General features: G+C 47.1%; 12 protein-coding genes. 2 read left to right on the plus strand and 10 right to left on the minus strand.

Annotated features, from left to right (window positions below; genetic code table 11):
- Positions 1 to 759: exo-beta-N-acetylmuramidase NamZ family protein (locus ACTIE6_RS06375; protein WP_439555836.1), on the plus strand; the 759-nt coding region annotated here is incomplete at its 5' end.
- On the opposite strand, the gene ACTIE6_RS06380 is transcribed toward ACTIE6_RS06375, so the two are convergent.
- The 7 genes from ACTIE6_RS06380 to ACTIE6_RS06410 all read right to left on the minus strand — a co-directional run bounded on the left by ACTIE6_RS06380 (position 750) and on the right by ACTIE6_RS06410 (position 7,213).
- A complete protein-coding gene (locus ACTIE6_RS06380; protein ID WP_439555837.1) occupies positions 750 to 1,385 on the minus strand; it encodes a hypothetical protein in 636 nt (211 codons plus the stop codon). The genes ACTIE6_RS06375 and ACTIE6_RS06380 overlap by 10 nt on opposite strands.
- Positions 1,386 to 1,397: 12 nt before the next feature.
- A complete protein-coding gene (locus tag ACTIE6_RS06385) occupies positions 1,398 to 2,441 on the minus strand; it encodes a hypothetical protein (protein WP_439555838.1) in 1,044 nt (347 codons plus the stop codon).
- 10 nt (positions 2,442 to 2,451) lie between these two features.
- Entirely contained in the window at positions 2,452 to 3,162 is a 711-nt protein-coding gene (locus ACTIE6_RS06390) for an NRDE family protein (protein WP_439555839.1), read from the minus strand.
- Positions 3,150 to 3,635 carry a DinB family protein gene (locus ACTIE6_RS06395; RefSeq protein WP_439555840.1) on the minus strand — a complete coding sequence of 162 codons (486 nt, stop codon included), beginning with the start codon at positions 3,633 to 3,635 and terminating at the stop codon, positions 3,150 to 3,152. Before ACTIE6_RS06395 ends, ACTIE6_RS06390 begins: the two co-directional genes overlap by 13 nt.
- Positions 3,636 to 4,132: 497 nt before the next feature.
- Positions 4,133 to 4,867: a LytR/AlgR family response regulator transcription factor gene (locus ACTIE6_RS06400; RefSeq protein WP_439555841.1), complete on the minus strand. Its 735-nt coding sequence runs from the start codon at positions 4,865 to 4,867 to the stop codon at positions 4,133 to 4,135.
- Positions 4,868 to 5,106: 239 nt separating this feature from the next.
- The gene (gene eat, locus ACTIE6_RS06405; protein ID WP_439555842.1) at positions 5,107 to 6,408 is read right to left on the minus strand and encodes an ethanolamine permease; all 1,302 of its coding nucleotides are present in this window, start codon (positions 6,406 to 6,408) and stop codon (positions 5,107 to 5,109) included.
- 25 nt (positions 6,409 to 6,433) lie between these two features.
- Complete coding sequence (locus ACTIE6_RS06410; RefSeq protein WP_439555843.1) at positions 6,434 to 7,213, minus strand: phosphatidylinositol-specific phospholipase C/glycerophosphodiester phosphodiesterase family protein; 780 nt, start codon at positions 7,211 to 7,213, stop codon at positions 6,434 to 6,436.
- 199 nt (positions 7,214 to 7,412) lie between these two features.
- Here ACTIE6_RS06410 and ACTIE6_RS06415 point away from each other — a divergent pair, with 199 nt between their 5' ends.
- Positions 7,413 to 9,098: an amino acid permease gene (locus tag ACTIE6_RS06415; protein ID WP_439555844.1), complete on the plus strand. Its 1,686-nt coding sequence runs from the start codon at positions 7,413 to 7,415 to the stop codon at positions 9,096 to 9,098.
- 3 nt (positions 9,099 to 9,101) lie between these two features.
- Here ACTIE6_RS06415 and ACTIE6_RS06420 read toward each other — a convergent pair whose 3' ends face one another.
- From ACTIE6_RS06420 to hxpB, 3 genes are all read right to left on the minus strand, one after another.
- Positions 9,102 to 9,551: a hypothetical protein gene (locus tag ACTIE6_RS06420; RefSeq protein ID WP_439555845.1), complete on the minus strand. Its 450-nt coding sequence runs from the start codon at positions 9,549 to 9,551 to the stop codon at positions 9,102 to 9,104.
- A gap of 73 nt (positions 9,552 to 9,624) precedes the next feature.
- Positions 9,625 to 10,938: a sensor histidine kinase gene (locus ACTIE6_RS06425; protein WP_439555846.1), complete on the minus strand. Its 1,314-nt coding sequence runs from the start codon at positions 10,936 to 10,938 to the stop codon at positions 9,625 to 9,627.
- A 56-nt stretch (positions 10,939 to 10,994) separates the two neighbouring features.
- A complete protein-coding gene (gene hxpB, locus ACTIE6_RS06430; protein WP_439555847.1) occupies positions 10,995 to 11,669 on the minus strand; it encodes a hexitol phosphatase HxpB in 675 nt (224 codons plus the stop codon).
- Positions 11,670 to 11,726: the final 57 nt, after the last annotated feature.

Here is an 11,726-nt window from a genome sequence, read left to right on the forward strand (position 1 = left end):
GAAGCCTGCGCCGAAAACAACAAAGAAATGCTGATCCTCGACCGTCCTAACCCTAACGGTTTCCTGATCGACGGGCCAATCCTGGAAGACCATCTGCATTCAGGAATAGGTATGTACCCGATCCCGATCTCACATGGCCTTACTGTCGGCGAGTTTGCACAAATGATCAATGGAGAAGGTTGGCTGCCGAATAAAATGCAGTGTAAGCTTAAAATCATCAAAGTGGCCAACTATACGCACGATACGCCTTATACCGTGCCGGTATTTCCTTCCCCAAACCTCAATACGCAGCAGTCGGTGATGTTGTATCCGCATATCTGCATGTTTGAAGGTACTATCGTCAGTCAGGGACGTGGCACTTACATGCCATTTACGGTACTGGGCGCGCCCGCATTGAAGGGTAAATATGAGTTCTCGTTCAAACCGCAGAGCATTAAAGGAATGAGCGAAACGCCGCTGCACCAGGATGTGGAATGTTACGGATTGGACCTGCGTAAATATGATATGTCTTCCATCAGAAAGTCAGGCAAGCTTAACCTGGGCTGGCTAATGGAGATGTACAAAGCTTATCCCGACAAAGCCCGGTTTTTCGATAAGTCGCAGAGCAAGCAAATGAACGATTTTGATAAGCTCGCGGGTACCGAAAACCTGAGAAAGCAGATCATCGCCGGCGCCTCCGAGGAGGAAATTCGTAAAAGCTGGGAGCCCGGACTTTCACAATTTAAGGAAGCCAGGAAGAAGTACCTGCTTTATCCCTGAGCGTTCCTGTACTTCCGGTAGAATTTAACCGACTGCATGATCGCCAGCAGCACGAATATCAACGAAAATAGGTGAGCCGAAAGCCAGGGGCTGAGCCTGGATGTGCGGGTAAGTACTTTTTGCAAAATCATCACAAAAATGAACACGCCTGTAAAAGTACCGGCAGAAGTGCCCGTTACGTAGGCATATTTTCGTGAGCCTGAAACTTCAATGTAACCCGCATTGATCAGGTACAAATTCCAGCCCATCCAGAAAGGTACCTGCACGAGGTTAATGCAGTTCAATGCAAGACCAAGAACAAACGGGGAGAAACCTGTCATGAATGCAGGAATGTTGTTCTCACTTTTGGTTTCGGTTCCGTTGTAGAAGGAAACCGCAAGCGCAAGCATAAAAACGATCGAGAGTATCTCCGTTGCTTTTGTAAAACGCTTATGGTTGTGAAGCCAGTTGGCAGCTTTTAGCGTTAGCAGGATCAGCAAAAACTCAATCATTACTACACCGAGCAGGAACGAGGTAAGACTTGCAGTGCCTTGCGATTGGTACATTTTCAATGCAATGACATTGATATAACCCAGCGGCATCGAGCCCACCATACTCACTATAAAACCCACCACTATGTTCTTCAAATGCGCCATAGGTTAAAATCTTTCCAGCTTTTGAACATGGAGCTTGTTTTGTCTTAACATCTGAATACCTTCCGAAAAGGTCAGGAAGCGATGCCCTCTGCTATGATTGATGCGGCTGATTCTGAACAACATCGAGAAGTGCCGCACGATTTCTTTCCAGGCTGTAAAAATAGACTGTCCCGGATCGTAAATGTGTGTCGGCTCGCTGCCAGCGCCATTGAGCTCGATAATCGAGAGGTTTTTACCTTCCCGCAACTCTTCCAGCGTGTTGTATTTCATATCGATGCGGCCGTAGTAAAAATCAGGTACCTGCAGACAAATCCGATTAATAACCTCTGTAAGCTTTTCATCCGCCCAGGAAGTCGCATTCACAAACCTCGACCCGCGCGCGTGGTTTCCGTATGGTACCAGCATCACCCGCTCTCCGGCAGCCGGTACTTCCAGCAAGCGTTCCTGGTACATTTTCCAGAGTGCATTCAGTTGCAGGTGGTAGCGTGGATTTTGCTCAATGAGATCCAGTACCGACGAGCTTCCATCGCCCGTAACGGTCAGGAATTCCTTTGACACAATGCCGGTAATCCTTCCCGTAGCCTGGTTTGGAAAACGGACGTAAAACACACCCATTTCATTGGGTAAGTCGATATATTCCTGGATCAGAAAGTCGAAGTCTGCCTTTTCGAGATAGGCTTTAAGATCTTGTTCATTTTCGATCTTCTGTACCGCCATTCCGCGCATGCCAATATCTGGCTTGGCTATTTGCGGAAAAGAAATTCCTGCCGCTTTGCATTGCTGCTGAACAATGGAAAGGGGCTCTCCCGGTTTACACAAAATTGTTTTAGGATAAAACTGGCGCGGTATCAAGTCGTAAATCTCCTTTTTTGACTCCATTAAAAAACCTCCATTCCGGATCAAAGGATTGGACGCATTGAAGAAGAAAAATGACCGCGCCCTCAGCGAATAGTAAAGCCACACAAAGTACATCGGGATGTACACAATCCCGAAAGGCCAGTATTCCCAATGTGTTATTTTGTGAAACAGCAGTGCAGCTCTTTTCAAGACAGTTGCGTTAAACAGTGATGAAAGAGTTGGAGAAAGTTTGTTCCTGTAAAAGATCGCGGTGGAACATTTCAGTCTTGTCACGCAGCGTCACAGCCTGTGTAATGCTGAATGTCTTCATGATATCGTTCCTGTTGATTACCAAGCCGTTTTCACGATTGTCCCTGGCTGTATTGGAGTGGAAAAAACGCATATCTTCCGGACCGGGTTGCGGGTTTTCTTCCATAAAATCCCTGAACCACAACTCTCTTTCCTGCCTGACTTCGGGTGCATACAGCGTGCTTGAAGACCAGATATAATGCGCGTTCACGGAAAGCTCCTGCGTTTCCTTTTGCAAACCATCCCAACGCAGCTGATATAGCTGGTCGCCCAGGCTCAGTATAATTGTAAATGGCTCAATTTCATTCAGATCGTACTTAGCCCAACTAGCCACCGGTGATTTCGCAGCGATGATATCCAGCAGCACCAGGCCGCGACTTTTGCGGTAAAATGGCTGGGAAATGTGCCGGTCCGCTGCCCCATTCAAAAGCACGCCGATTGTTGTATTTCCATCTATCGCAAACCAGCTTCCACCTCCCAGCGGATCTTTCGGGAAAGTAAGCTCCTTGTTGCCGATCACGTAAGGTTCGGGGTGAATTGCCGCCGGTCGATTCTTATGTTCGTCGCGGTTTGAAGTCAGAATGGTGCATTCACCATGCCGCACGTAGGTTACTGTGCACATTGTCTGTGTTCAATGGTGGAGGGAGCTACTCCAAAACTTTCGTCCACTTCCACATTGTCCATATCGATGATCGCAACGCGGATCAGCGCCTGGTGGTGGATACAATGTTCAAGATTGTAAAGCAGCTCTCTGTAATAATTGGTGTCAATGGAAATTTCCCTTCCCGACGCACGGTGCAGGAGGGTAAGTCTTTTATCAGCTTTGTCAACGCCCTCGCGGATCCGGTGAATGCACCCGCGTGCAAACTCGGGCAGTGTTTCGATCAGGGTATTCCGGGGGCGACTCTCATAATTGATCCTGCCGCATTCATATTGGTGGATCAGGCATTGAAACAGCTCAATAATGTGCCGGGTATGCTGGCCGATGCTCGCCCCGCTAAGTTCCCGACAAGGGAAATTGTACTGTTCATTTGTCAACTGACTCAAAAAGGTATCTATTTCGCCAAGGGTATGCCTTACGGATTGAACGAGCATATCAAAAAGTCTTTTTTTTTCGGCAGTAAAAAATTGTTCCAGCTACCTGTCCGATTACGATGAAGCGCCGCATTCACTACCAGAACTTTCCGGATATCAGAATTCGTGGCTTGTATAGAGCAGATCAAAAACGAAACATCCCGGGGATAGCTTCCCAGGGATGTTTAATTATTCTCAACGATATTTAATTAAAGGCGCAAATAGATTTAGTTTAGGTTATAAGCTCTTGGTGAATGTGTGCATAATGCAAAAAAGATATCATTTAATGCCATTTTGCATAAATACGATAAATGAGTCAAATCAGATTTGTACCAGCAAATAATTTTTACAATTTTCCTGTACTATTTGCGGAAAAAATAAAATTAAAAGTGAATTGCTGATGCTCTATGAAAATAGTCTGATGCAGTCAATCCTCCAAAATTTTGGGACAATCCCGAAGTTTTTAGGGGTGAAGTCCTGTAATTGTTGGGTAAAACCTGCTGAGGCTTCTGTGCTGGTCAGGAGAACGTTTTCACTCTGCTGAGCAGATCGTTCCGGTTGTCATTTGTGATCGGAATCTCAATGTCGTTGATCATTACATGCACATAGTCGATCGCGGTAATTGCATTCAGATTGATGATGAAGGATTTATGAACCCGGAAGAACACGTTTGCAGGGAGCTGTTGAAGCATGTTTTTGAGTGTTTCCCGGATGGTGTACTTTTTATTTCTGGTGTGCAGTTCAAGGTAGTTGTCGTCGCTGCGGATATAAAGGATATCTGCCAGCTGGATTTTGGTAAACATCTGTTTTTCCTTGATAAACAGCGCATCCTTGATTACCGTGGTATCTTCTTTTTCCTTGCTTTTGCTCTCGCCGGCCAATGCAGCCAACCGGTAGTTTTCCAGCGCCAGCTTCACAGCTGTATATACAGTGATTTTCTGAAAAGGTTTTTGCAAAAAAGCATGCGGCGCCGACTGCAAAGCTGCATTTACCACGGCAATATCATCGTGGCTTGACAGGAAAAGGAATGGTATACCGAGATTTTCCCGGATGTGATCGGCAAGGTCAATACCGGTCTGGTAGCCGTTCAGGTTAATGTCAAGAATCGCAAGGTGAAAGATTCTGGAATTGAGCATTTCTACCGCAGTAGCATAGTCGGAAGCAATGTCATTGGCCTCATAGCCAAATCCATTCAGGAGAAATTGGAGGTGTCTGGCAATAATAAAATCGTCCTCAACAATTAGAATGTTCATTTTGTCAAATTGTACGCAACGCACTTGGCGAATCGTGACCGATAAATCTTTAATAGAACAGGGCTTACCCGCCGGAGTTGAAATAGTATGCATTCAAATACGAAATAACTAGTGTTTCGGATTCTCTAATATGCAGCAGATTTACAATTCACAGCTTTACAAGATATTAAAATAAATATAAAATCGATTCTCACACAAGGACTTATCGTTTTTGTAGAGATATTTCGAATAAATGAAGTTTAATGCGTTTTCTGGCGGCCTGTGAGGATAAAAAGCAATGTAACAAAAGCGAGTCCGCCGAAGAACCAGAGACTTAAGGCTATATTGTAGTAGATGATCGCGATAAGGCACACGCCCGAAAGTAGCAGCGCGACAGCGGGAAAATAGGGATATGCAGGCACTTCGAAAGGTCTCTCGAGTGCAGGTTCTTTTCTCCGCAATGCAAACAGTGCGGCCATACTGATCATATACATCACCACTGCACCTAATGCGGCCAAAATAATCACCTGGTCGGTAGTACCCAGCAGCAATGCGGCACACCCTGCCACGCCGCCGGCGATCAGCGCCCAGTGCGGCGTTTGAAATCGCGCATTTACCTGGCCGAGAACAGAAGGAAGATACCCGCTTCTGGCCAATGCAAAGATTTGCCGCGAGTAGCCGATTACCGTTCCGTGAAACGAGGCGATCAGCCCAAAGAGACCAAGACTGGCGAAAAGCTGTGTGAGTCCGCTATCCCTGCCCAGCACAATGCCCAGCGCAGCAGGTAATGGATAATCAATTTCACTCAGCGACTGCCAGGGAGCGATACCGCCCGTCACAACCATCACTGCCAGCGCAAGTACCACCAGCGTGAGGATACCATAGATGTAGCCCCGCGAAATAGTGCGCCTGGGATCTTCCACTTCTTCGGCTACCATTGCTACGCCTTCAATCGCCAGGTAAAACCAGATCGCAAATGGAAGTGCAGCAAAGACGCCCGGCCAGCCAAACGGCATCGGGTCGGTGACGTAAGTCTCGTAGGAAAAGTGCGGGGCGATAATGCCGATATAGATCAGCAGCTCGGCAACAGCGAGCAGGGTTACCACTAACGAAAAGGTTGCTGATTCTTTTATGCCCAACAAATTGATAACAATGAAAATCAGGTAACACCCAAATGCGACATGCAGCACTTCCAGCTGCGGGTACAGGAAATGGGAGTAGCTGCCCAGGGCGAAAGCAATGGCGGTAGGGGTTACCAGGAACTCGACCAGCGTGGCGTAACCCGCTATCAACCCGCCCCACCAGCCAAATGCCCGGTGTGCGTAGGAAAACGGTCCGCCGGCCTGGGGAATGGACGTTGTGAGCTCGGTAAAGCTGAAAATGAAGGTAACGTACATCACCGTCACGACAAGTGTCGCGATCAGAAAACCGATTGTTCCTGAAACGCCCCAACCATAATTCCAGCCAAAATATTCACCTGAAATAACCAGTCCGACCGCGATCGCCCAAAGGTGGATTGGCTTTAAAACTTTTTTAAGAGAAGCACTTTGTACGGAGGTCATAGGGTTTAGGTTAGTTGTTCAGGAGCTATCTCGGGGCATTTCGCAGGTAGTCACCCATTTCCCTGACTTTGTCGGTGTTCAGGTAGTCGACATTCATGGACATGAGCGTGCGCCAGGAATTGATATTATCTGGCGTAGCCCAAATCCTGACTTTTTTGCCCATATCGTGAACCTGGCTGATCATTTTCATGATGTTTTTCTTTTCCTTTTCGGGAAGCGGACCTTCGCCATTCCAGCGTGAGTATTTCTGGAATGCCTGACTGATCAGTCCGATTTTTCGCAGTTGTGCGGGCGTGTAAGTGATTTCGGGCCGGCCGTCGAAATAGATGAATGCAGGATAGTTTTCGAATTTGGCAGGATCAGGCACGTTTCCGCTGATCACGATTTTGACAGAACCTTCGGGTGCGAAAATGGCTTTATGCGGTTCCAGCTGCCTGATCAATGCAGCCAGCGTTTCTTCGCCGGAAGTTTTCAGGTCGATGAGCAGCTGCATGGTCATATCCCCCGGGTAGATCTTGCCGCCGTTTTTGCCAGCTTGTTCCAGAATGGGTTGCAGGTAAAGCGCTGCGAAAGTTTTTTTGGGATTAATCTCCTTTATTTCATGCGCCACATAAAGGCTGTCTTGCACAAGATAAAGGTCCGCTTCGATAGAGCCGAACTGCTGTTCGAAGGCATCGAAGAATGGTTTGCGACGCGTGTAATCATTGTGTGAATGCGCCTGAGCGGTGGTGTAAGCTTTGTTTTTTTGAGCAAATGTAAAAGGGGCAACGAATGCAAAAAGCAGGAACGTTAAGGTCAGTTTCATGTGGCTGGGGCGGAATGGGTAAGCTAATATCAGATCGAGAACACAATCTTCTTCGGTTTGATTTATAAAGCAAGAATTTTCTTCGGAAATAAGGGGCTATTTCAAACAAATTTGCAATGAAGTGCGCAGATGCGCTGAGAATATCTTTATTTTCGCCCAACTTATCGCATTCTGATACACAAGGTAAATCAGCGCCTGCATGAAACAAAATTCTTCTCTATTCCGGAAAAAAACGGTTGATCAAATTCTAAAAGACGCACATGCCAATGAAGGTGGATTAGCAAAAATCCTGGGGGTGAGGGACCTGGTATCGCTTGGCATTGCGGCAATCGTAGGAGCAGGGATTTTTAGTACCATCGGTCTGGCCAGCTTTAATGGCGGCCCGGCGGTTTCACTTCTTTTTGTTTTTACTGCCATTGCCTGTGTGTTCACAGCATTGTCTTACGCACAATTTGCCAGTACGGTTCCTGTATCCGGTAGTGCCTACACGTACGCATATGTTGCCTTTGGCGAGCTCTTCGCGTGGATTATCGGCTGGGCGCTTATCCTCGAATACGCGGTGTCCAATATGGTCGTCGCTATTTCTTGGTCGGAGTACTTTGTTAGTATGCTCAAAGGTTTCGGGATTACGCTGCCGGGCTGGCTTACCATCAACCAGGAAAGTGCATTCGAAGCATACAGCAAGCTGCAAACTGCTGGTGCAGCCGAGTTATCGAGCTACGAACAATTTGCTGCTACTGCTTACGAGACCGCGCCCCGCATCGGCGACTTCGCGATCATGCTCAACCTGCCCGCCGGGCTGGTTACATTGCTGATCACCGCGCTGGTTTACATTGGCATCCGCGAGTCGCGCACAGCAAGCAACATTATGGTAGTTTTAAAGATCGGAGTAGTGCTCCTGGTGATCCTAGCAGGTGCATTTTATGTAAAACCGGAGAACTGGACACCTTTTGCACCCAATGGAGCCAAAGGTGTTTTAAGCGGAGTGGCCGCCGTGTTCTTCGCATTTATCGGTTTTGATTCAATTTCAACAACAGCCGAAGAATGTAAAAATCCGCAACGCGACATGCCCCGCGCAATGATATACTGTCTGGTGATTTGCACCATTCTATATGTACTGATTACACTTGTACTGACGGGAATGGTCAATTACAAAGAACTGAAAGTAAGCGACCCGCTTGCATTTGTTTTTCAGCAAAACGGGCTTGACTTTATGGCGGGGGTTATATCAGTAAGCTCCGTTATTGCCATTACAAGCGCATTGCTGGTGTACCAGTTGGGGCAGCCGAGGATCTGGATGACGATGAGCCGAGACGGTTTGCTTTGGAAAAAGTTCTCCAAGATCCACCCTAAATACCAGACACCCTCATTTGCCACGATTGTTACAGGCTTTGTGGTAGGTATCCCTGCATTGTTTTTTAAAATGGATTTCTTCGTCGATCTGACCAGCGTGGGTACATTCTTCGCATTCATCCTCGTTTGTGGCGGCGTACTTTATTTGGATCACAAAGGCATTTCGGCACAGTCCAAATTCAGGGTACCTTATCTGAATGGGAAATACCTTGTAGGCTTGTTGTTTGTAATTGCAGTGATCGGGCTGGCTCTGTACGGTCAGGAAGTGATTGCAGAATGGGATAAGCTTTCCGGCGCTGAAATCATCGAACACAAGCTGCTGACGATCATTTTCTGGATTACCTGGGCGGTTTTGTCCGTAATGAGTTTCAAATACAATTTCTCAATCCTGCCGGTAGCAGGTATCCTGACAAACCTGTACCTGATGACCGAACTAGGCTCCTCGAACTGGCTGATCTTCGTGATCTGGCTGGCGATCGGGCTGGTAATCTATTTCAGCTACGGATATCGCCGGAGTAAGCTGGCGGCATAAAACTTACAGCTTTTCGACTTTTAATTTTATCCGCCGAACCTCTTTCTGACGCAGGGTATCGAGGGAAGGTCCTGGTTCCAATGCTGAAAGTATGAATCTGTATTGCTGACCCGCGAAGTTTTTGTCAAGGGTATCAGCCATGGCGAAGCCGGTATTGCTGCTATCTTTTTCGAAAAAGTTGCAGCTTCCGAGGCACATTTTTACATGCTCATTGATGCCGCCTTCTGTTGTTACGCCTGATAATAGCAGGTCTACCTGCGCATTGCCGGCCCAAATGCAGTTCGCGCCTTCCGGACAACGGCTGTCGCCGTAACCAAAAAACGTCAGCGTAGCTTTCGGTACATCGTTAATGGTAATCGTTTCCTTGTAGGAAATGTATTCGTCTTTATTGATGGAATTATCCTTGCAGGAAAACATAGACCCAACACAGATCAGCAGAAAAAGCTTTTTCATTATAATCACATTTAGTTTTCTGAAAGACGTGCAAGAACTGTAAATGGTTGGAAGTAAACGGCGCCGCGCCTGGCTAAATAATCAGCGTAAAAGTAGTGCCTTTTCCCACCTCGGAAATCACGTTGAGCTGACCATTATGCTGCTGTAAAATCTGGCGCGAAAGACTTAATCCAATGCCTGAGCCCGTTTTTTTAGTTGTGTAAAAAGGAATGAAAATGTTCTCGATCGCCTCAGGTTCAATTCCGTCGCCATTATCAGCTACCTCGATCATAACGGTATTGTCGGTTTGGTAGGCAGTAAGTGTAATAAGCCGGTCAGTTTGGGCTGAAAAAGCTTCCGAAGCATTTTTTACGAGGTTGATCAAAACCTGCTGGATCTGATCTGCATCGGCTTTGACCATCAAATTTTCTGGTTTGACCGACAATTTCCACAAAACACCCGACTTGGTCAGGTCTGTCTGGAGTAGCTGTAATACTTCCTGCAAAAGCTCAGCAACACTGTGACTGGCGAAAACGGGTTTGGGTAGCGTCGTAAAATCGCGGTACGCATTTACAAACTGCATCATACCCTTGCTGCGCTTTTCGAGGGTTGATAATGCTTCTTTCAAATCATTCACCGCCTCCTGGTCGCTGGTGGATTTCTCAATGTCTTCATTGACAATCAATCGCATGGTACCTGCTAGCGACACGATGGGCGTCATGGAATTCATGATCTCGTGACGTAATACCCGCGTCAGGTTTTGCCAGGATTCAACTTCCTGCTGCTGTAATTCAGTTTGAATATTTTGTAAAACCACAATCCTGACCCACATACCACGCAGCTGGATCGCCGCACCCTGCAATGCAAGCGGCTGGTCAGAGGGGGTACGGTACAATTCCCGCACACCGCTGTTCAGGTTGGAAAGCAGCTCGTAAAGGCGCGGGTGCTTGTCTTTGAGCTCGACGAGCTGATGTAGCCGGTAAATACCCAGCATACGCAAAGCCGCATTATTGATCAGGTTCACCTGCCCGGTACTGTCGAAAGTGATCAGTCCCGTACCAATGTGCTGTACGATCGTATTCAGATATTGCAAATTCGCCTCTTTCTCTGCCCGCGCCTGGCGAAATGCGTGGAGTACCTCGTTAAACTGCTGGTTCAGCTCCTTGAATGTGCGGCCCATTTTGTTGTCAGACCGGAAATTGATCGTAAAATCAGAGTAGCGCACCGATTCCAGAAAATAGGTTAGCTTCCTGTTCACATTGGTCACATATTGGTACAGCAGCGAAGCCTGCACGAATATGAAAATGGTTCCGAGCACATACACAAGCATTTCATTGGTATGCCTGGCAGCCAGCCACGCCAAAGCAATCACGCTCAGGATAATAATTGCTATCCTGATCATGATCATGATACTAAAGTGCCGAAGTCCGATCATTTCGTAAAGGCAGAGGTAGGGGTAAGAGTCTAATTTTCGAGGATGTTCTGAGGCACACCCGACATTTCGCTCAATATATATTTTTCCAGCGAGCTGATTTTATAATGCGCCATATCAAATTTCGGATCTTTGAAAACTTCCGCAGCAGGGACCGAAATGGTTACCATTCCCGCAGCATGCGCCGACCGCAATCCCGCGTGTGAATCCTCGAACGCAATGCATTCCTCAGGCAGCACACCCAGTTTTTTAGCGGTAGTCAGGTACACAGCCGGGTGTGGTTTGGTAAATTCTTCCAGCTCTCCTGAATGCCAGGTGTCGAAATATTCCGTGATATTCAGTCTTTCGAGTACACCTTCGATCAGATCCATGTGTGAAGCGGAAGCTACTGCCAGCTTCAAACCTTCGGCTTTAAGCGTTTTGAGCAATTCAATGGCGCCGGGCATTGCATTGGCATTGTTGAGGATGAGCGTATGTGCCTTTTCGAGTATCTCTTTTTCAAGCTCTTCGAAAGACGGCGTATTCCAGGGTTGGATTTTGTGGCAAAAATCAAGAAAGAGCTTGATCGACAAGCCTGTGGTCTGGAGTTTAAGTGCGTCAGTAATTTCAAAATTCACTTTTTTCATTACTTCATGGGCCGCCTGGTGCCACATTGGCTCTGAGTCGATCAGGAGGCCGTCCATGTCAAAAATTGCTGCTTTGATCATATTTGGGTTATTGTAAATGCGAAATCGGGTTGGTGATTGGTTACAAATTGTTTTTTA

It is taken from the genome of Dyadobacter sp. (genome assembly GCF_051859145.1).
Taxonomy (GTDB): domain Bacteria; phylum Bacteroidota; class Bacteroidia; order Cytophagales; family Spirosomataceae; genus Dyadobacter.

Bases quoted from the DNA above. Each gene is read 5' to 3' on its own strand.
- ACTIE6_RS06410 (WP_439555843.1), bottom strand. From the start codon at position 7,213: ATGAAACTGACCTTAACGTTCCTGCTTTTTGCATTCGTTGCCCCTTTT.
- ACTIE6_RS06415 (WP_439555844.1), top strand. From the start codon at position 7,413: ATGAAACAAAATTCTTCTCTATTCCGGAAAAAAACGGTTGATCAAATT.
- ACTIE6_RS06425 (WP_439555846.1), bottom strand. From the start codon at position 10,938: ATGATCATGATCAGGATAGCAATTATTATCCTGAGCGTGATTGCTTTG.
- ACTIE6_RS06390 (WP_439555839.1), bottom strand. From the start codon at position 3,162: ATGTGCACAGTAACCTACGTGCGGCATGGTGAATGCACCATTCTGACT.
- hxpB (WP_439555847.1), bottom strand. From the start codon at position 11,669: ATGATCAAAGCAGCAATTTTTGACATGGACGGCCTCCTGATCGACTCA.
- ACTIE6_RS06400 (WP_439555841.1), bottom strand. From the start codon at position 4,867: ATGAACATTCTAATTGTTGAGGACGATTTTATTATTGCCAGACACCTC.
- ACTIE6_RS06395 (WP_439555840.1), bottom strand. From the start codon at position 3,635: ATGCTCGTTCAATCCGTAAGGCATACCCTTGGCGAAATAGATACCTTT.
- ACTIE6_RS06420 (WP_439555845.1), bottom strand. From the start codon at position 9,551: ATGAAAAAGCTTTTTCTGCTGATCTGTGTTGGGTCTATGTTTTCCTGC.
- eat (WP_439555842.1), bottom strand. From the start codon at position 6,408: ATGACCTCCGTACAAAGTGCTTCTCTTAAAAAAGTTTTAAAGCCAATC.